The organism is Actinomadura monticuli, assembly GCF_041463655.1.
In the GTDB taxonomy this organism is placed as follows: Bacteria; Actinomycetota; Actinomycetes; order Streptosporangiales; family Streptosporangiaceae; genus Spirillospora; species Spirillospora monticuli.
In genome coordinates, this window is the sequence record NZ_JAXCEI010000012.1 from 112,396 (window position 1) to 132,359 (window position 19,964).

Annotated in this window: 17 protein-coding genes and 1 riboswitch; of the genes, 7 read left to right on the forward strand and 10 right to left on the reverse strand. The window is 70.0% G+C overall.

The window, feature by feature from the left end; genetic code table 11:
• Positions 1-18 precede the first annotated feature (18 nt).
• Complete coding sequence (disA, locus tag SM611_RS25925; RefSeq protein WP_371952557.1) at positions 19-1,101, forward strand: DNA integrity scanning diadenylate cyclase DisA; 1,083 nt, start codon at positions 19-21, stop codon at positions 1,099-1,101.
• 97 nt (positions 1,102-1,198) lie between these two features.
• Here disA and SM611_RS25930 read toward each other — a convergent pair whose 3' ends face one another.
• The gene (locus tag SM611_RS25930) at positions 1,199-1,813 is read right to left on the reverse strand and encodes a hypothetical protein (RefSeq protein WP_371952559.1); all 615 of its coding nucleotides are present in this window, start codon (positions 1,811-1,813) and stop codon (positions 1,199-1,201) included.
• A 69-nt stretch (positions 1,814-1,882) separates the two neighbouring features.
• On the opposite strand from SM611_RS25930, the gene SM611_RS25935 reads away from it, so the two are divergent.
• Entirely contained in the window at positions 1,883-2,761 is an 879-nt protein-coding gene (locus tag SM611_RS25935; protein ID WP_371952560.1) for an HhH-GPD family protein, read from the forward strand.
• 405 nt (positions 2,762-3,166) lie between these two features.
• Positions 3,167-4,144, forward strand: coding sequence for an adenosine deaminase (gene add, locus SM611_RS25940; protein ID WP_371952561.1), 978 nt, complete (start codon positions 3,167-3,169; stop codon positions 4,142-4,144).
• Here the strand turns inward: add and SM611_RS25945 are convergent.
• A complete protein-coding gene (locus tag SM611_RS25945) occupies positions 4,141-4,662 on the reverse strand; it encodes a TetR/AcrR family transcriptional regulator (protein ID WP_371952562.1) in 522 nt (173 codons plus the stop codon). The two genes, add and SM611_RS25945, sit on opposite strands and share 4 nt — an antisense overlap.
• Before the next feature lie 73 nt (positions 4,663-4,735).
• On the opposite strand from SM611_RS25945, the gene SM611_RS25950 reads away from it, so the two are divergent.
• Entirely contained in the window at positions 4,736-5,641 is a 906-nt protein-coding gene (locus SM611_RS25950; RefSeq protein ID WP_371952564.1) for an LLM class F420-dependent oxidoreductase, read from the forward strand.
• Positions 5,642-6,194: 553 nt separating this feature from the next.
• Here SM611_RS25950 and SM611_RS25955 read toward each other — a convergent pair.
• From SM611_RS25955 to SM611_RS25975, 5 genes are all read right to left on the reverse strand, one after another.
• Positions 6,195-8,729: an ATP-dependent Clp protease ATP-binding subunit gene (locus SM611_RS25955; RefSeq protein ID WP_371952566.1), complete on the reverse strand. Its 2,535-nt coding sequence runs from the start codon at positions 8,727-8,729 to the stop codon at positions 6,195-6,197.
• A 647-nt stretch (positions 8,730-9,376) separates the two neighbouring features.
• Complete coding sequence (locus tag SM611_RS25960; protein ID WP_371952568.1) at positions 9,377-9,700, reverse strand: histone-like nucleoid-structuring protein Lsr2; 324 nt, start codon at positions 9,698-9,700, stop codon at positions 9,377-9,379.
• 1,170 nt (positions 9,701-10,870) lie between these two features.
• Positions 10,871-11,503, reverse strand: a complete 633-nt coding sequence (locus tag SM611_RS25965) for an RDD family protein (RefSeq protein ID WP_371952570.1) — start codon at positions 11,501-11,503, stop codon at positions 10,871-10,873.
• Positions 11,504-11,510: 7 nt separating this feature from the next.
• A complete protein-coding gene (locus tag SM611_RS25970; RefSeq protein ID WP_371952571.1) occupies positions 11,511-12,329 on the reverse strand; it encodes an RDD family protein in 819 nt (272 codons plus the stop codon).
• Between the two features lie 5 nt (positions 12,330-12,334).
• Positions 12,335-12,856, reverse strand: a complete 522-nt coding sequence (locus SM611_RS25975) for an amino-acid N-acetyltransferase (protein ID WP_371952573.1) — start codon at positions 12,854-12,856, stop codon at positions 12,335-12,337.
• Between the two features lie 234 nt (positions 12,857-13,090).
• A riboswitch (cyclic di-AMP (ydaO/yuaA leader) is annotated at positions 13,091-13,297 on the forward strand.
• 57 nt (positions 13,298-13,354) lie between these two features.
• On the opposite strand from SM611_RS25975, the gene SM611_RS25980 reads away from it, so the two are divergent.
• Positions 13,355-14,296 (forward strand): C40 family peptidase, encoded by a 942-nt coding sequence (locus SM611_RS25980; RefSeq protein WP_371952575.1) that lies wholly within the window; start codon positions 13,355-13,357, stop codon positions 14,294-14,296.
• Between the two features lie 264 nt (positions 14,297-14,560).
• Here the strand turns inward: SM611_RS25980 and SM611_RS25985 are convergent, their stop codons facing one another.
• Entirely contained in the window at positions 14,561-14,791 is a 231-nt protein-coding gene (locus SM611_RS25985; RefSeq protein WP_371952577.1) for a transcriptional regulator, read from the reverse strand.
• A 419-nt stretch (positions 14,792-15,210) separates the two neighbouring features.
• Between SM611_RS25985 and SM611_RS25990 the strand changes: the two genes are divergently transcribed.
• Positions 15,211-16,305 (forward strand): LacI family DNA-binding transcriptional regulator, encoded by a 1,095-nt coding sequence (locus tag SM611_RS25990; RefSeq protein ID WP_371952579.1) that lies wholly within the window; start codon positions 15,211-15,213, stop codon positions 16,303-16,305.
• A 75-nt stretch (positions 16,306-16,380) separates the two neighbouring features.
• Positions 16,381-17,616: a cytochrome P450 gene (locus SM611_RS25995; protein WP_371952581.1), complete on the forward strand. Its 1,236-nt coding sequence runs from the start codon at positions 16,381-16,383 to the stop codon at positions 17,614-17,616.
• On the opposite strand, the gene lysX is transcribed toward SM611_RS25995, so the two are convergent.
• Positions 17,603-19,057: a bifunctional lysylphosphatidylglycerol synthetase/lysine--tRNA ligase LysX gene (gene lysX / locus SM611_RS26000; protein WP_371952720.1), complete on the reverse strand. Its 1,455-nt coding sequence runs from the start codon at positions 19,055-19,057 to the stop codon at positions 17,603-17,605. The two genes, SM611_RS25995 and lysX, sit on opposite strands and share 14 nt — an antisense overlap.
• Positions 19,058-19,171: 114 nt before the next feature.
• A complete protein-coding gene (locus SM611_RS26005) occupies positions 19,172-19,954 on the reverse strand; it encodes a type III pantothenate kinase (RefSeq protein ID WP_371952582.1) in 783 nt (260 codons plus the stop codon).
• Positions 19,955-19,964: the final 10 nt, after the last annotated feature.

Genomic DNA, 19,964 nt, shown 5'->3' on the forward strand with positions numbered 1-19,964 from the left:
GCGACCTCCGGGGGTCAGGTGCCATCACACGACAAGGGTCATGACGAACGACGCCGCGCCACGTTGGCCGCGGTGGCCCCGGGCACCCAGATCCGCGACGGACTCGAGCGGATCCTGCGGGGCCACACCGGCGGCCTGATCGTCCTCGGCTACGACAAGACCGTCGAGGAACTGTGCTCGGGCGGCTTCGAACTCGACGTCGAGTTCTCCGCGACCCGGCTGCGCGAACTCGCCAAGATGGACGGCGCCATCGTCCTCGACGGCAGCCACAGCCGCATCGTCCGCGCCGCCGTCCACCTCGTGCCCGACTCGACCATCCCGACCGAGGAGTCCGGCACCCGCCACCGCACCGCGGAGCGCGTCGCCCGCCAGACCGTCTACCCGGTCATCTCGGTCAGCCAGTCGATGCACATCATCGCGCTGTACCTCGACGGCATCCGCTACGTCCTCGAAGACTCCGCGGCCATCCTCTCCAAGGCCAACCAGGCCCTGGCGACGCTCGAACGCTACAAACTGCGGCTGGACGAGGTCTCCGGCACGCTCTCCGCCCTCGAGATCGAGGACCTCGTCACCGTCCGCGACGTCAGCGCCGTCGTCCAGCGCCTCGAGATGGTGCGCCGCATCGCCGACGAGATCGAAGGCTACGTCGTCGAACTCGGCACCGACGGCCGCCTCCTGTCCCTCCAGCTCGACGAACTGGTCTCCGGCGTCGACGCCGACCGCGAACTGATCGTCCGCGACTACCCGTCCGACGACACCCGCGCCCGCGGCGTCGCCGCCATCCTCTCCTCCCTCGACGTCCTCTCCGCCAACGAACTGCTCGACCTGTCGACGGTCGCCGAAGTGATGGGCTTCTCCGGCCCGGACGCCCTGGACCTCCCCGTCAGCCCCAAGGGCTTCCGCCTGCTCGCCAAGGTCCCGCGCCTCCCCGGCATGGTCGTCGAACGCCTGGTCGAACACTTCGGCGGCCTCCAGAAACTCCTCGCCGCCAGCATCGACGACCTCCAGGCCGTAGGCGGCGTAGGCGAATCCCGCGCCCGCAGCGTCCGCGAGGGCCTCTCCCGCCTAGCCGAATCCTCAATCCTGGAACGCTACGTGTAGTTTGCCTCGCCCTCGGCGTCAGGCGCTGGAGCGCCTTCCTGCCACGGGCAAAGCGGCGATCGGCGCAGGTCAGGCAGGCCCGCAGAGGCAGGGAGGGTCAGCGGAGGCGGAAGATCTGCTTCTTGACCTTTTCGCCCTTGAGGTCGGCTACGTAGGTGCCGGGGCGGGCCTGGGTGCTGCTCTTGCAGCCTCGGGTGCGGTCCCAGGTGATGGTGTCGACATAAGGGATGCCGCGGCGCAGGGTCGCCTTCGGGGCGTCCTCGTCCCGGCATTCGGCGGACGACCAGATGCGGTCCGCACCGGACGTGATGCGGACGTTCAGGGAGCCCGTGTCGAACTTGCAGGAGCCCTTGCCCGTGTTGACGACCGTGATCCGGAATTCCGGACGTTCGGAGCCCGTGTAGGTGTCGTCGGCGGCCGACATGTTGACGACGAGGTCCTCGTCGTCGCAGGGGCCGCCGTCGGCCGCCGGGGCCGGCTTGGGAGTGGTCGTCGTGGTGACCGTGACGGTCGGCATCGCGGTGGGCGGGGGCGGCGGGCTCGCGCTCTCGGCCGCGCCCGCGTTCTGGACCGGCTCGCCCTCCCCGGCCCCGGCGCACGCCCAGGCCAGCACGCCGACGACGCCGAGCACGCCCGCCAGGGCCAGCGCGCGGCGTCGCCAGTACTGGTCCAGCCCAGAAGCGTCCGAGTCACGCCCAGTGTTCGGCCACATACGGTCAGTATGCATTCACCGAACGGGAAAGAGGGGACGACCCGCCGCGTGCCACAATGGCGGCGCGCCATGAACCTGAACTCCGTTTACACCGACCCGATCCTCGACTGGTACGAGACGAACGCCCGGGATCTGCCGTGGCGGGCGCCGGGCGCGACCCCGTGGGGCGTCCTCGTCAGCGAGATCATGCTCCAGCAGACGCCGGTCTCCCGCGTCCTCCCCGTATGGCATGCCTGGACGGCGCGCTGGCCGACGCCCGCCGCGCTGGCCGCCGAACCGTCCGGCGAGGCCGTCCGGGCATGGGGCCGGCTCGGCTACCCGCGCCGGGCGCTGCGCCTGCACGAGAGCGCCCGCGCGATCACCGAACGGCACGGCGGCGACGTGCCCTCGTCCCACGAGGACCTGCTGGCCCTGCCCGGAATCGGCGCCTACACGGCCGCGGCCGTCGCCAGCTTCGCGTTCCGGCAGCGGCACGCCGTCCTCGACACCAACGTCCGGCGCGTCCTGGCCCGGCTGATGTCCGGCGTCGAGTACCCGCCGAAGTCGCAGACCAAGGCGGAGGTGGCGCTCGCGGAGAGCCTCCTGCCGGCCGACCCGCCGACCGCCGCGCGCTGGGCCGTCGCCGTCATGGAACTGGGCGCGCTGGTCTGCACCGCCCGCACACCGCGCTGCGTCGACTGCCCGGTGATCGACAGGTGCTCCTGGCAGCGGGCCGGACGTCCCGCCTACGACGGACCGCCGCGCCGGGGGCAGACGTACGCGGGCACCGACCGCCAGTGCCGCGGCCGCATCCTCGCCGTCCTGCGGGACGCCGAAGGACCGGTCGCCAAACCGGCCCTCGACGTCGTCTGGTCGGACGCCGTCCAGCGCGAACGCGCCCTCGACGCCCTCATCGCCGACGGCCTCGTCGACCCCCTGGACGACGGCCGCTACGCCCTCCCCGCCTGACCGGGCGGCCGCGCCGGCGTCCCGCCCGCGCGGCCGCCCGGGCCCCCGAAGAACCGCCGTTACCCGGCGGAGCCCGGGACGCCGATGGAGTGGCCGAACCGGAACATCCCGGCCGGGTCGTAGCCGGCCTTCGTCGGCTCGGCGCTGGCCTGCGCCGGCTCCACCCACGCCGTCCTGGCAAAGCTCGCCCACCGGCTCGGCCGCCCGGACGCGGCGGCGGAGCACCTGGAGCGCGCCGCCGCGGCACCGGGCCCCAGAACCGTGAGCGGGTCCTTGTGACGTCCGGACCGGACGTCCGGTGGCGCCGCTGAGCGCCCCTACGAGCCGTCGGCGCGTACCCCTGCTCGGTCCGTCGGCCCGAATAATGGTTGGGCGGCGGCTCCGCCGCGGCCGTAGCGTACGGGCGTGCGTGATCTGTTGAGCCTGCCCAAAGCCCATCTGCACGTCCACCTCGAGAGCACCGTCCGGTGGGCCACGCTGCGCGAGATCGGCGCGGCCAACGGCGTGGAGGTACCCGCCGGTGCGGGCACGTTCGGTGACTTCGCCTCCTTCTTCGCGCAGAACGACCTCGTCCGGGCCTGCCTGCGCCGCCCCGCCGACTTCCGTCGCATCGCCTACGAGTTCTGCGCGGACGAATCCGCGCAAGGTGTTCGGTACGCCGAGGTCTCGTTCACCGCCGCCGGGCACGGCGAGCGCCTCGGCGATCTCGCCATGCCCCTCCAGGCCGTCCTGGAGGGCCTGGAGGCCGGACAGGACGCGTTCGGGATCGAGTGCCGCCTCATCCTCGACCACTCCCGACGCCGGTCCGTGGAGCGCGCCTGGCGGACGCTCGATCTCGCCCGCCGCCACGATCGCGTGGTCGCCGTCGGCCTCGCGGGAGACGAGGCCCACCCCGCAGACCCGTTCACCGAGGTGTTCGTCGCCGCCCGTGACGCCGGGCTGCACGTCGTCCACCACGCGGGTGAAGGCGAGGGGCCCGCCAGCATCCGGCAGGCCATCGGCCCGGGCCGCACCGAACGGCTGGGCCACGGCATCCGGATCCTGGACGATCCCGGCCTTGTCGAGGAGGTCCGGGAGCGCGGAATTCCGCTCGAAGTGTGCCCGTCCTCCAATGTCGCCCTGGGTTTCGCTGCCTCCTTCGATGCCCACCCCCTGCCCCGCCTCCGCGACGCGGGCCTGCTCGTCACCCTCAACACCGACATCCCCGCACTGATCAACACATCGCTGACGACCGAATACGCCAATGTCCGTGACGCGTTCGGATACGACGACCGCATCCTCGCCGAACTGGCCGGCAACACCGTGACGGCGTCCTTCGCCCCACCCGAGACCAAGGCTCGCCTCCACCAGGCGATCGCCGCCTGGCTCGCCCCGGCCGGCTAGGAACTGAGGCCGTCCAGCATCACGCGGGTGACGGCGTCGCCGGCGCGTGCTCCCGGGCGGCACACGGCGGTGTTGAGGATCTCGACGATCTCGGCCGGGCTGATGTCGCGGCGCATGCTTCCCTCGTCCTGGACCTCCTGGACGAGGCCCCGCAGGAGGCCGTCGACCTTGCTCTGCAAGGCGTGCCGCTCGGGCGGGACCGCGTCGCCTTCCGCGATCGACTTGACGAGGGCGAGCGGCTGCGCCGTGCAGTAGGCCACGACTTGGGTCAGCACGTCCCAGCGGGAGACGTCCTTCGCCGTCAGCAGCCGGATCTCCGCCTCCAGGCCCAGGAGCGCGCTGGTCGCGATCTCCTCGACGAGCGCTCGCCGGTCCGGGAAGTGCCGGTAGAGGGTTCCCACGCCGAGGCCCGCCTCCCGCGCGATCTCCTCCATGCTCACGCCGGGCCCTCGCTCGGCGAACAACTCCAGAGCGCTGGTGACGATCCGCTCGCGATTGCGCCGCGCGTCGGCTCGCATGATCCTCCTCCCGAGGTAACCGGAACGGCCGATTCAGGTTACCCTGGACAACAAGAAGCGGAAGATCCGATTCATGTTGGAGTCGCCCATGCGCATCGGCCTGTTCGCCATCGCCGGAATGGCCCGGTTGGACGATCTCATCGACGAGGTCCGCCGTGCCCGGGACGCCGGACTCGACAGCGTCTTCTTCGGACACGCCACCTCCTGGGACGCCCTCATGACCGCGGCGCTCGCCGGGCGCGAGGTGCCCGGCATCGAAGTGGGCACCGCCGTCGTCCCGACCTTTCCACGCCACCCCCTCGCCCTGGCCGGCCAGGCGCTCACGGCGCAGGCGATGGCGGGCGGACGCTTCACCCTCGGCATCGGGCCGAGCCATCCGCAGGTCATCGAGGGTGCGCACGGGCTCTCCTACGGGCGGCCCGCGCGGCACGTCCGCGAATACCTGGCCGCGCTGCGTCCGCTGCTGCGCGGCGAGGACGTCGACCACCACGGCGAGACGCTGACGGCCGTGGGGGCGGTGGACGCCCCCGGCGTCACCGCACCGCCGGTGCTGTTGTCCGCGCTGGGCCCGGTCATGCTGAGGATCGCGGGCGAGCTCGCCGACGGCACCGTGACGACCTGGACGCGCGCCGACGCGGTCGCCGACCACATCGTGCCCTCGATCACCAAGGCCGCCGAGGCCGCGGGGCGGCCCGCGCCGCGCGTGCTGGCGGGCGCAGTGGTGGCTCTCACCACCGACCCGGACGGCGTCCGCCGCGACCTGGCCGAACAGTTCGGCCCCGCATCGGACTTCCCGGCTTACCGGGCGATCCTCGACCGCCAAGGGCTGTCCGGCGTCCACGAGACGGTCATCGCCGGGGACGAGGAGGCGGTGGCCCGTGAGCTGCGGCGCTTCGCCGACGCCGGCGCCACCGACCTGCTGATCAGCCCGCGCGGTGACATCGCGCGCATCCTGGAGCTCGCCGCGTCCCTGCGGTGACGGCGATGCTCGCCGAGCCCTCGGGAGGTGCCCGCTTCCTACAGCCCGTCCATTGCCGCCATCCGCGGGTGGCACGGATCGCATCGCAGGAACCTCCTGCCTCCGACATCCACAGGGCGCCTGCCGGCGCGCGGTTCGGACGACCCGCCCAGCCGCCTCCGTCCCCCGTTCCGGGCACGGTCACGTCCGGTGGGGAGGTACATGACTCGCCTGTCGCGCTCCGGTCTCCCTTGCCGAGTTCAGGGTCCAGGACGTCGGAGGCGCCGGGCAGCGGGACTGCGAATTGTGGATAACTCCGGGGTCAGCGGCCGTCGACGGGAGCCTCGGGTTCGGGGAGGAAGAGGCAGAACGGGTGCCCCCGCAGGGCCCGGGTAGACCCGGACGTCGTCCTCGGGCTGGAACCCTGCCAGGACGGCACCGGTGGCTTCCGCGTGCCTGCCGCCCGCACCGCCCAGGGCACCAGAGCGACGGACGGGCGGCGGCCGCACTGGGCCGGGTATGCGGAAGGGCCCGCGGCCGGATGATCCGGCTGCGGGCCCTTCGGCACAGGACGTCAGTCCTTGTTGAAGTTGACCGCGCCCTCGATGGGCGGCGGGCTGTCGGGGACCGTGGACGGCTTCGGCACGCCCTTGAACGTGAACTTGGCGTTCTCCGCCGAGTCCTTGTTCTCGGGGTCGAAGCCCTCGGTGCCCACGATCACGATCTGGCCGGGCTTGAGCTCGTTGTACAGGATCTTCTCGGACAGGTTGTCCTCGATCTCCCGCTGGATCGTGCGGCGCAGCGGCCGGGCGCCCAGCACCGGGTCGTAGCCCCGGATGGCGAGCAGGTCCTTGGCCTCCTGCCGCAGCTCGATGCCCATGTCGCGGTCGCGGAGCCGCTCGTCCACCTTGGCGATCATCAGGTCGACGATCTGGATGATCTCCTTCGGGGTGAGCTGGTGGAAGACCACCGTGTCGTCGACGCGGTTGAGGAACTCGGGGCGGAAGTGCTGCTTCAGCTCCTCCGACACCTTCGCCTTCATCCGCTCGTACGAGCCCTGCTCGTCGTTCGCACGGGCGAAGCCCATGGAGACGCCCTTGGAGATGTCCTTGGACCCCAGGTTCGTCGTCATGATGATGACGGTGTTCTTGAAGTCCACGACGCGGCCCTGCGCGTCGGTGAGGCGGCCGTCCTCCAGGATCTGCAGCAGCGAGTTGAAGATGTCCTGGTGGGCCTTCTCGATCTCGTCGAACAGGACGACCGAGAACGGCTTGCGGCGCACCTTCTCGGTGAGCTGGCCGCCCTCCTCGTACCCGACGTAGCCGGGCGGGGAGCCGAACAGCCGCGAGACGGTGTGCTTCTCCATGAACTCGGACATGTCGAGCTGGATCAGCGCGTCCTCGTCCCCGAACAGGAACTCGGCGAGCGTCTTGGACAGCTCGGTCTTACCGACGCCGGACGGGCCGGCGAAGATGAACGAGCCGCCGGGACGCTTCGGGTCCTTCAGGCCGGCGCGGGTACGCCGGATCGACTGGGAGAGCGCCTTGATGGCGTCCTCCTGGCCGATGACGCGCTTGTGGAGCTCGTCCTCCATGCGCAGCAGCCGGGTCGACTCCTCCTCGGTCAGCTTGAAGACCGGGATGCCGGTGGCGGTGGCGAGGACCTCGGCGATGAGCTCGTCGGTGACCTCGGCGACGACGTCCATGTCGCCGGCCTTCCACTCCTTCTCCCGCTGCGCCTTCTGGCCGAGCAGCTGCTTCTCGGAGTCGCGCAGCGCCGCGGCCTTCTCGAAGTCCTGCGCGTCGATCGCGGACTCCTTGTCGCGCCGGACGTCGGCGATCTTCTCGTCGTACTCGCGCAGGTCCGGCGGCGCGGTCATCCGGCGGATGCGCATCCGCGAACCGGCCTCGTCGATCAGGTCGATCGCCTTGTCGGGCAGGAACCGGTCGCTGATGTAGCGGTCGGCGAGCTGTGCGGCGGCGACCAGCGCGCTGTCGGTGATCGACACGCGGTGGTGCGCCTCGTAGCGGTCCCGCAGGCCCTTGAGGATCTCGATCGTGTGGCTGAGCGACGGCTCGGCGACCTGGATCGGCTGGAAGCGGCGCTCGAGCGCGGCGTCCTTCTCCAGGTGCTTGCGGTACTCGTCCAGCGTGGTGGCGCCGATCGTCTGCAGCTCACCCCGCGCCAGCATCGGCTTGAGGATGGACGCGGCGTCGATCGCGCCCTCGGCGGCGCCCGCGCCGACGAGCGTGTGGAGCTCGTCGATGAACAGGATGATGTCGCCGCGGGTGCGGATCTCCTTGAGCACCTTCTTCAGGCGCTCCTCGAAGTCACCGCGGTACCGGGAGCCGGCGACCAGCGCGCCCAGGTCGAGGGTGTAGAGCTGCTTGTCCTTGAGCGTCTCGGGGACCTCGCCCTTGACGATCTTCTGCGCGAGCCCCTCGACGACGGCCGTCTTACCGACGCCGGGCTCGCCCACGAGGACGGGGTTGTTCTTGGTACGGCGGGACAGCACCTGCATGACCCGCTCGATCTCCTTGTCCCGGCCGATGACCGGGTCGAGCTTGCTCTCGCGCGCGGCCTGCGTCAGGTTGCGGCCGAACTGGTCGAGCACGAGGGAGGTGGACGGAGCCGACTCCGAGGGGCCGCCGGAGGCGGCCGGCTCCTTGCCCTGGTAGCCGTGCAGCAACTGGATGACCTGCTGGCGGACCCGGTTGAGGTCGGCGCCGAGCTTCACCAGCACCTGGGCGGCGACGCCCTCGCCCTCACGGATCAGCCCGAGCAGGATGTGCTCGGTACCGATGTAGTTGTGGCCGAGCTGCAGCGCCTCGCGCAGTGACAGCTCAAGGACCTTCTTGGCACGCGGAGTGAACGGGATGTGGCCCGACGGCGCCTGCTGACCCTGGCCGATGATCTCTTCGACCTGCTGGCGGACCGCTTCAAGGCTGATCCCGAGGCTCTCCAGAGCCTTGGCAGCGACACCTTCGCCCTCGTGGATCAGGCCCAGGAGGATGTGCTCGGTGCCGATGTAGTTGTGGTTGAGCATCCTGGCCTCCTCCTGAGCCAGGACGACAACGCGCCGCGCGCGGTCGGTGAACCTCTCGAACATCTCGTCGCTCCTCACAGAGCGGTTGGGCAGAGTCCGGAACGTCCGGAACTGTCCTTCCGCATGCTAGCCCGCCCCGAGGAGGCCGCCCGGTGCACTCCCACCAGAAGACGTTCCCCAGCTAAGCGCTGTTCAGTCTCATCCAACTACCGCATCGGTGCGTCATGTTCCCGCTACGCCTCAAGCGAACGGGGGGCTTTCCGCAGGTCGATCGGGGCGCGGGCAGAGAGTGGTCAATGGGGCCCGAGTTCCGCCCGCGCGGCCTCTGTACCTCGCCCCGGCCGGACCGAACCCCAATGCCGCTACGCCACAAGCGAACGGCCGATCCCGCCTTTGGCGCGTCTCTCCGGTGCCGCGCGCCCGTCGCCGGGCCCCGTCCGCTTCTCCTTGGACGCTTCTCCCGGGCGCTTCTGCGAGACGCTTCTGCGGGCGCATGTTCCCTGACGCTCTTCCCTCGCGCGTGTTCCCTAGCGCGTGTTCCGTGCGCGTGTCGCTGAGCGAGTTCTCCCGTGCATGTCCTCTCGGACGTGTCTCTGCGGAGGACGCGCGTTCCCCTTGGGAGACGGCGTTTCCGACACGACCGCCGTTCTCCCGAGAACGACGAACGGCCCGTCTCGTTAACGGAGACGGGCCGCCGGTGGACGAGTGGCTCAGTTGGCCGCTTCGTACTGCTCGATCACGTGGGCCGGGATGCGTCCGCGCTCATTGACCTTGATGCCATTGTTCTTGGCCCAGGCACGGATCTCGGCACTGCGTTCACGGCTGGACGCGCCACGCTGCCGGCGGCGGCGCGAGACCGTGCCCGCCTTGCGGGACTTCTCCACGAACGGCTGCAGCGAATCCCGCAGCTTCGTTGCGTTGGCGCCACTCAGGTCGATCTCGTAGGAGGCGCCGTCGATCGAGAACGCTACGGTCTCGTCCGCCTCGCCACCGTCGAGGTCGTCGACGAGAAGCACCTGAACCTTCTGTGCCATGGGGACAGACCTTTCAGCTGGAGCAAACTTCAATCGGTTGACAAAGATATACCGAGAACTCCGCGGATGACAATTCCAGCACTCGCGTTGAACCGGCACTGCGGACGAAGTCGCCTTCCCGGCGGTGACCGGGCGTAATCGGCCTCATCGGTTTCCGGCGCATCGAGGGGCGCGCGGGGCCCTGCGGGCGGCCCGGCGTCCGGAATTCGCGGTCGGCGGGCCATCGCCGGGGTTTTCGGCGTGACCGGTGTCACGGCGGAGCGCGCTGACCTGGGCCGGTGCCGGCGCATTGGGGCCGGGTTTGCGGGCGCCGCGACTTTCGGACGGAGCGGCCGACCGGACGAAAAAGTCCCGGTCCGGACCTTAACAGGCGGTGCACACCGGCACCGCGGCCATCGATTAACTCTGACGTAACGGTGCTAACCGGCCACCGGCCGCGAATCCGCAGGAGCCGCGCGGCCGCGCAGGGCGGCGACCTGCCGGGACGCGGGGCGGCGCGCCGGCACGCGCGAGCGGCCGCACGCGGGGGCGGCACCGACGAACGGAAAGCAGAGATCATCGCTCCTGACCTGCCGATGTGAAGGGATGACAAAAGCGGAGTCCGTGGCGAAAATCTGTTTCAGGTCCGCGGGCCCGCCAACTCGCCTTCCGAGATCTCGCCGAAGCCCGCCGCCCGCGCTTCGGCGGTGGAATCAGGAGATTGAGGCACAATCCGACCCCCGATCCTCCACTTCTTCAACCTCCCCTCCGGGCTCGCCGACGCGAACGTGGTCCTCCAACCGTGGCCGCGCGCATGGGCGCGGGAAAGTCCGTTCGGGGTGAGACCGCGTCCCATCCGGAGTAAGTCCGCCACCGCTTTGAAGCGACACCTTCAAGCGGCATCCACGCGTGCGCAGGCGGTACGGCAACGTCCCGGGGAAGCACCTTGCAATCCGGAGGCGGCGTCCGGGACGAGACACATCCCGGTCTGATTCAGGGCCGTAACCGGAGCGAGCTGGGATTCGCCCGCGAACGTCCGCGTCCGAAACAGACCCCGTCATCTCCAGCAAAAGCATGCAGAAGACAACGAATACCCTCGTCCCGCGATGGATCGCGAGACGAGGGCCGGGGGGACCGAGCCGCCGCAGAGGTACCGGAACGCGGCTGAGAGGGCCGTAGAAGGCCCGGGAATCAGGGGCGTGCGCGTTTTACCACGAGCGTCCCGGCGAGCCTGTCATGGACGGCTTGGCGGGACGTCCCCTCGAACATCATCCCGGCGTTCCCCACCCAGAAGACGCTCGCCAGGAGGCCGAGGACGGGAATCGGGCGCGCCGCGATCGGCAGCGAATAAACCGTCGCGCGGAGAACGGACTGCAGAACCCCCGGACGGGCGCCGGCCTCGACAGGTCCAGGCACGGTCGCCTCAGGGCCGGCTTCCGCAGGGGCGGCGTCCTTCGGGGCGGCTCCTGCCCCTTCGGGCATCGACACGGGAACGAATCCGGGCACGGACACCGGCATGACCCCGGCCGCGCCCATAGAGGCGTCCTCAGTCGCCTCTGGGCTCGCCCCACCGGACTGTGCATCCGGCAGGGCGGCAACGACCTCGATGCCCGCGAAGCGCTTGCCGAGGGTTCGCCCCCAGAGGGCGAGTTGGATCGCCTCGTACAGCAACATGCACCCGGCCACGGCAGGCGGGGCGACGACGTCCACCGTGTGCCCCGACACGAGTTCCCGGACGACGACGATGACGGGCACACCGACGACGAGGGTGTCGACGACGCGCGCGAGAAGGCGCTGGCCCGGTTCGGCGAGGGAGACCGCCATCGCGGCCCTACTCCGCGTACTCGGTGTACTCGGTGTGCTCGTCGTATCCGACCCGCTCATCGATGACGAGCGTGCCGGCGAAGCGGTCGTGCAGGGCCTGGTGCAGGGGCTGGTCCCAGATCGCCCACAGGTACGCCATCAGGGCGCCCACCCAGACGAGCGCCATCCCATACGCGGCGTACTCCCACACCATCACCGCCAGGATGAGGAAGAAGAAGACGCCGACCTGGTAGCCCACGTGGACGATCCCAGCGCGCCAGGCAGCTTGTGTCGTGGTCATCGGCTGCCCCGCGGGACGCGCCTGCACGATGCCCAGTCCCATGACGCGCTTGCCGAGCGTCCGCCCCCACATGGACAGCTGGACGGACTCGTAAAGGAACGGCAGTACCGACATGACACAGAACAGGGTGAAGATGATGGGCCAGTTCCAGATGCCGCCCTCGTCCTCGTCGTTGCTGCCCGTGTCGCCGAGTCCGAACGCGGCGACCGTCACCGGCAGGACGAGCGCGAAACCGAAGACCGCGACGAGCCCGTTGTCGATGAGCCGGGCGACCGCGCGCCGGTGGATCGGAGCAAGCTCCATCTCACCGCTGTGGGAGTCACCGTAGGAGCCGCCGTACTGGTCGTAGGACGCCTCGTAGGTCTGCCCCCAGTCCTGCTGGGGCTGCTGCCACTGCTGCTGGGGCTGCTGCTGCCATTGCTGTTGCGACGGTTGCTGCTGCTGGGGTTGCTGCCACTGGCCACCTTGGTACGGGGGTGGCGGGCCGTAGGAACCCTGGCCCTGCGGCGGTTGATGACGCCGCCCGCGGTTGGGGGAATTGCTCATTTGGGTCAGTCCTCCAAGCGAAGCAACATCCGGGTGTTGCCCAACGTATTCGGCTTGACCCGGTCGAGGTCCAAGAACTCTGCCACGCCTTCGTCGTAAGAGCGGAGAAGCTCCTCGTACACCTCTGGCGCCACCGGAGTCCCGAGGATGGGCTGGAAGCCGTGGCGGGCGAAGAACTCCACCTCGAAGGTAAGGCAGAACACCCTTCGCACGCCGAGTTCCCGTGCGGTCTCCAGAAGGCGGGTGACGATGCGGTGCCCGATGCCGCGTCCGCCGTACCCCTTGTCCACGGCGACGGAACGCACCTCGGCGAGGTCCTCCCACATCACGTGCAGGGCGCCGCAGGCGATGACGGGCCCCGGCGTCCCGCGCTGGACGTCCTCGGCGACCCAGAACTCCTGGACGTCCTCGTACAGCTTCACCGTCGACTTCTTGAGCAGGCGCCGCCCCGACCCGGCGTACAGATCGACCAGCCTACGGATCTCCTGGACATCGGCGGTGCGGGCACGCCGGATCACGACCTCCACAAACAGGCGAGATTATCGAACACCGGGTCTTACCAAACGTTCGCGTCCGCGTACGAGTGGTGAGCGCGCCTCGTCGGGCGCTCGGAAAGTGACCCGAAGCACACTCTCCGTTCAGGGTCCGGAGCCGGCCCCTCCGCGCGCCCCGCCCTCGCGACCTGCGATTTCACTCGTTCTAGTTGGCATCCATTGCCGGTTCCGTTAGTGTCCATCGCTGACGTCGGCCACCCGCAGAACGAGGCCGAACCGCCGAGTCCGCGGGCCGCAACCAGCGCCCCGGGGAGCCGGGGACCCACTTTCGGAGGGTTCGGGGGATCGTCCCCCCGGGCCGAGACCGTGAGGGGTGAATCCGCAGTGTCGCGGCCAGGCCCGCGCGCGCTCGCGGACGGGCTGCTCCGGCCCGAACCCGACAGCTAACCCGGTAGGCGGACCAGGAGAGGAGAATTCGTGGAGCCATCGCGGCCTGCTTCCCTTTCACGACTCCGCGGCCGTGTGGTCACCGTGGCCGGTGCGCTCATCGCGCTGACCGCGGCCCCGTACGCCATCGCCCCGCACACGATCGCCGTCGCGCACGCCGACCCGGAGCCGTCCACCAAGGAGCTCCGGTCCCAGGCCTTCAAGCTCGCCGACCAGCTCGAGCAGCTCACCGAGCAGTACAACGGCATGAAGGTGAAGCTCGCGCAGTCCAAGCGCGCCGCCAAGGTCGCCACGGAGAACGCCGAGCGGCAGGAGAAGTCGCTCCAGGCGATCCGCCAGAAGGTCGGCGCCCTCGCCGCGACGAGCTACATGCAGGGCGGCTCCGACCCGACGGTGTCGTTCGTCGCCTCCCAGGACCCGCAGGCCGTCCTCGACCAGGCCGCGACCCTCAACTACTTCGCCAAGCAGGACAGCACCAGGGTCCTCGGGCTCATGCAGGCCATGCAGGCCGCCCAGCGCGCGCGCAAGTCCGCCGAGGCGCGCGCCAAGCAGGTCAGGGACCTGCGGACGCAGCTCGACGCGCAGCGCAAGAAGGTGACCGACACCTACGAGAAGGTCCGCAGCAAGATCGTCAAGAGGGACCCCACGCAGCTCGCCAAGCTCCCCGTCATCGGCACCGGCAAGGCCGCGCAGGCGCTGCGCATCGCCATGGGCAAGATCGGACGCCCCTACGTCTGGGGCGCCGCCGGGCCGAGCGCCTTCGACTGCTCCGGTCTGACGATGTGGGCCTACGGGCAGGTCGGCATCAACCTGCCGCACTACACCGGCAGCCAGTGGAACGCGGGCACGCACGTGTCGCGCAGCCAGCTCCAGCCGGGCGACCTGGTGTTCTTCTACTCCGACCTCCACCACATGGGGATGTACGTCGGAGACGGCAAGATGTTGCACGCGCCGCACACCGGCGACGTCGTGAAGATCGCCCCCATGGCCGGCCGTCCCTTCGCCGGTGGCGTCCGGGTCGCCTGACCCCGTCCCGTCCGGTTCCCGAGTGGCCCGGTCCTCCAGGCGCCGCGTCTCCAGGCGCCGTCGAGCCGGCCTGTGCGCGCACAGGTCAGAGATCCATCGGCGTGGGTCTCGAACGCCGTCCGCGGCGACGCCTCCTGCAGGGACCTACCTGTCAGTGCGCCGGCGCCGCCGCTGCGGGGTCGGACGGAATTCGGATGTGTTCGCCGCCTGGATCTCTCGATGACGCCCGCCCGTCCCCTGGCGGGCGTCGGGGGGTGAAGCCGGCTAGATGAGCTGCCTCCGGGCCGCCCACACCACGGCCTCGATAGGGGTGTTGACCTCCAGCCGGTCGCAGATCGTCCGCAACCGGCGCCGCAGGGTCCGTGCGCTCAACTCCAGCTTCCGAGCCGCCACATCGGCGGTGACACCGCTCGCGATCTGGGCGAGCAGCCGGACCTCCTCCTCGCTCAGCCCGAAATCGTCGGTGCCACGACGTGCGAGTGTGGCTGTTTCCACTCCGTCCTCCCTCGTCCATGGTGATGACCGCGGGGATGCAGCCGTCCGCTGCACAGGCACGGGTTGGCCTCGATCTGTACGCGCGTTGGGTTGCCGGGTCCGGAGCCTTCCGGACTTAGATCATCGGGTTCCTTTTCCGTCTCGCGTGCTTGGCCGGAGGTGGCCGCCTGGCCGATTGCGGGGTCGTTCGGGGGAACTCCGGGTGACGATTCACTCGTTGGTCGTCCGAGGGGAGACGGGATGAGATCGCCAGCCATCCGCCCCCGTCCCTTCGCCGTCGGACTCACCGGATCGTGCTGCGGACCAAGATCGTGAATCGTTTCAAGCTACGCTTCGGCTCGGAACGCTAGGCGGCCGGATCCGGCCCGTCAAGCGCCGTCCAAACGCGGTGTGCGACCGTTCGGCGACGGTGTGTAGTCATGCCATCGGCGGCATGCCGCGCAAAACTCCACTACCTGGGGAAACACTCCCGGGGCGGGACGAGGAGCGAGTTGCCACAGACCAGTATTCGTGAGGTCGCGAGGCGTGCTGGAGTCTCAGTTGGGACCGTTTCGAATGTCCTAAACCGGCCAGATCTCGTGGCCGAAGCTACCCGTGACCGTGTGCGCGCCGCGATCGAGGAGCTCGGATTCGTCCGGAACGAGTCCGCGCGCCGGCTCCGCCGGGGCCCCGATCGCACCGCCGGCGAGTTCGGCGACGAGCCGCGCCGGGCCTTCGGCATCGTCGTCGAGGACCTCGCCAGCCCGTACGCGTCCGATGTCGCGCGCGGCGCCGAGGCGGCGCTCAACGCGGCGGGCCACGACGCCCTGTGGCTCTCCAGCGACCAGTCGTCCGCGAAGGAGCGCCGCTCGCTGGAACTCCTGGAGGAGCAGCGCGCCGCGGGCGTCCTGATCATCCCCGTCGGGGCGGAGCCGAACGACATCTCCCGGCTCCGCGCCGCCGGCATGAGCGTCGTGCTGATCGACCGCGACTCGTCCGACGCCTGCACGGCGCGGGTCGACCATGTCGCGGGCGGGGAGATCGCCGCCGCGCGCCTGCTCGGCGTCGGCTGCCGGCGGATCGTGTTCGTGACCGGCGTCCCGGAACCGCAGCCGTGCGTGGAGCGCCGCGACGGCGCCGCCCGGACGATCGTCGAGGCGGGTTTCACCAAGCCCCGGACGCTGGTCCAGGACGCCCTGAGCCCCACCGAGGGCCGGGCCGCCGCCCACCGGGTCCTCGCCATCTCACCGCGCCCCGACGGCGTGTTCTGCGCCAACGACCTGCTGGCCATCGGCCTGATCAACGAGCTGACCCGGCTCGGCGTCCGCGTCCCGGACGACATCGCCGTCATCGGGTACGACGACATCGAGCTGGCCGCGAGCGCCGCCGTCCCGCTGACAACGGTCCGGCAGCCGCGCCGCGAGCTGGGCTGGGAGGCGGCCGAACTGGCGCTGGCCGAGCTGGGCGAGGGGAGGTCCCACCAGCACCGCCAGGTCGTCCAGCGCCCCGAACTGGTCATCCGCGAAAGCGCCTGACCCGAGCCGGACCGGACCCGGCGGGACGGCGGAGCGCTGTTGACATTTCGTCTTATCTCCGGGTGACTGTGGAGCATGGAGGACAGGACGGGTCAGGTCGCGGAGGTCGAGGCCGCGGCGATCCTCGGATTCGACCCGGGAGATCCGGCCTTCCGGGCCGACCCTTACGCGCACTACCGCCGGCTCGCGGCCGGCGGTCGCCGCCCGCACCGGACGGACGTCGGCCTCCGCGTGACCACGTCCTACGGCCTGTGCGAGCAGGTGCTGCGTGATCCCCGGTTCGGGCACCGTCCCGAGGGCGGCGGGCTGTGGCGCGAGACGCGGGTCCGGAACCGGTCGTTCCTCACCTTGGACCCTCCCGACCACACCCGGCTCCGGCGGCTGGTGAGCAAGGCGTTCACCCCGCGACTCGTCGAGCGGCTGCGGCCGCGGGTGGAGTCGCTGGTCGATGAGCTGCTGGGCGGGCTGACCGGCGACGTCGACCTCATCGCGACGCTGGCCTACCCGCTCCCCGTCATCGTGATCAGCGAGATGCTCGGCGTCCCCGCGCGGGACCGCGACCTGTTCAAGGGCTGGTCCGACAGTCTCGCGCGCGGCCTCGACCCCGACTTCCTCCTGCCGGAGGCCGAGATCGCACAGCGTGAGACGGCCCGTGCCGAGTTCGCGGCTTATTTTCGGGATTTGGCAACCCAGCGACGCCTCCGGCCCCAGGACGACCTTCTGAGCGCCCTCGTAGGCGTCTCAGACGGCGGCGACGTCCTTTCGGAGGAGGAGCTCCTAGCGACATGCGTCCTGCTGCTCGTGGCGGGCCACGAGACGACGGTGAACCTCATCGGGAACGGCGCGCTGGCGCTGCTCCGCGATCCCGCGCAATTGGAGCTGTTCCGCGAGCGTCCTGGGAACGTCCAAGCGGCGGTGGAGGAACTTCTCCGCTACGACCCGCCCGTCCAGCTCACCCTGAGGGCCGCCCTAGAAGACGTCGACCTGGAGGGGACACTCGTCGAACGCGGAAAGCTCGTCCTACTGCTGACCGGCGCCGCGAACCGCGACCCGGCCGTTTTCGACGATCCCGACCGGCTCGACCTCACGCGCTACTCCGACGGACGTGACACGCCACGGCACCTTTCGTTCGGGCACGGCATCCACTTCTGCCTGGGCGCGCCACTGGCCCGGCTGGAGGGCCAGGTCGCGCTCAAGAAGCTCTTCGAGCGCGACGTGGCCCTCGCCGCAGACGGCGACCGCGACCTCGTCTACCGGGACAACCTCGTCCTGCGCGGCCTTCGTGACCTGCCGGTCACTATTCGGGCTTGACCAGCGGGAACAGGATCGTCTCCCGGATGCCCTTGCCGGTGAACGCCATGATCATCCGGTCGATGCCGGCGCCCATCCCGCCCGTGGGCGGCATCGCGTACTCCAGGGCGCGCAGGAAGTCCTCGTCCAGCTGCATGGCCTCCGGGTCGCCGCCCGCGGCGAGCAGCGACTGCTCGGTGAGCCGGCGGCGCTGCTCGACGGGGTCGACCAGCTCGGAGTAGGCGGTGCCCAGTTCCGTCCCGAAGCCGATGAGGTCCCACTTCTCGGTGAGGAGGGGCTCCTCGCGGTGCTGGCGGGTCAGCGGGGACGTCTCGACCGGGTAGTCCATGACGAACGTGGGCTGGACGAGGGTGTGCTCGATCAGCTCCTCGAAGACCTCCTGGACGAGCTTGCCCTGACCCCACTTGGGGTTCCACGAGATGCCGCGGGCGTCGGCGAGCTTGCGGACGTGCTCGATCGGCGTGTGCGGCGTGACCTCTTCGCCGAGGGCCTCCGACACCGAGCCGTACAGCGTGACGCGCGGCCACTGGGCCGCCCCGAGGTCGATCTCCACCCCGTCATGGACGACCACGGTGGTGTCCAGGGCGGCGACCACGGCCTTCTGGTACATCCGCTGGGTCAGGTCGGCCATGTCGTTGTAGTCGAGGTACGTCCCGTAGGCCTCCAGCATCGTGAACTCGGGGTTGTGCGTGGAGTCGGCGCCCTCGTTCCGGAAGTTCCGGTTGATCTCGAAGACCTTCTCTATGCCGCCGACGACGAGCCGCTTCAGGTACAGCTCGATCGCGATGCGCAGGTAGAGGTCCATGTCGTAGGCGTTGATGTGCGTCTTGAACGGGCGCGCCGCCGCCCCGCCGTGGATCGGCTGCAGCATGGGGGTCTCGACTTCGAGATAGCCCTCCTCATGCCAGAAATCACGCACCGCCCGCACGGTCGCGCTACGGATCCGCGCCATCTTGCGCGCCTCGTCGTTGACGATGAGGTCGACGTACCGCTGTCGGACCCGGGCCTCCGGGTCGGTCAGGCCCGCGTGCTTCTCCGGCAGGGGCCGCAGGCACTTGGAGGTGATCGCGAACCGGTCCGCCATGATGGACAGCTCGCCGCGGCGGGACGTGATGACCTCGCCCTCGACGCCGACGTGGTCGCCGAGGTCGACCTCGCGCTTCCAGAAGTCGAGCTGCTCCTGCCCCACCTTGGCGAGCGACAGCATGACCTGGAGGTCGCCGCCGCCGTCCCGGATGGTGGCGAAGCACAGCTTCCCGGTGTTGCGGATGAGCATGACGCGACCGGTGACGCCGACCTTCTCGCCCGTCTCGGTGCCCGGCTGCAGGTCCGGGTGTTTCTCGCGGATCTCGGCGATCGTCGCCGTGCGCGGGAAGGTCACCGGGTAGGGGTCGATTCCGCTCTCGCGGAGCCGGTCGAGCTTCTCCCGGCGCACGCGCATCTGCTCCGGGAGCTCGTCGAAGGTCTCGTCACTCACCGCTCAAGGCTATCGATCCCGTCCGGTGCCCCGCGCACCACTTTCGCGGCCGCCGGGTGTCGCCCCGGGGCGAAGTCGCTACGGGGTGTTGCGCTCGTAGATGAGGCGGAGGCCGATGAGGGTCAGCCACGGCTCGAACACGTCGATGCTGCGGGACTCCTCCAGGACGAGCGGGGCGAGGCCGCCGGTGGCGATGACCGTGACCTCCTCCGGCTCCTCGGCGAGCTCGTCCGACATGCGCTCGACGATGCCGTCCACCTGCCCGGCGAAGCCGAAGATGATCCCCGACTGCAGCGCCTCGACGGTGTTCTTCGCGATCACGTTGCGCGGCCGGACCAGCTCGATCTTGTGGAGCTGCGCGCCGCGCGACGACAGCGCGTCTATCGAGATCTCGATGCCCGGGGCGATCGCGCCCCCGACGTACTCCCCCTTCGCGGACACCGCGTCGAACGTGGTCGCGGTGCCGAAGTCGACCACGATCGCGGGCCCGCCATGGGTGTGGACGGCGGCGAGCGCGTTCACGATGCGGTCGGCGCCGACCTCCTTGGGGTTGTCCATGCGGACCGGGACGCCCGTCTTCACGCCCGGCTCCACGATCACCGCGGACACGTCGCCGTAGTAGCGGCGGCACATCTCCCGCATCTCGTGCAGGACGGACGGGACCGTGGAGCACAGCGCGATGCCGCTGATGTCGGTCTCCGCCAGCAGCGGGCTCTGCTGGACGAGGCCCTGCAGGACGACCGCGATCTCGTCGGCGGTGCGCCGCGGATCGGTGTTGATCCTCCAGTGCTCGATCACCTCGTCGCCCTCGAACAGGCCGAGGACGGTCTGGGTGTTACCGACGTCGATGGTGAGCAGCATCAGGTCCCCG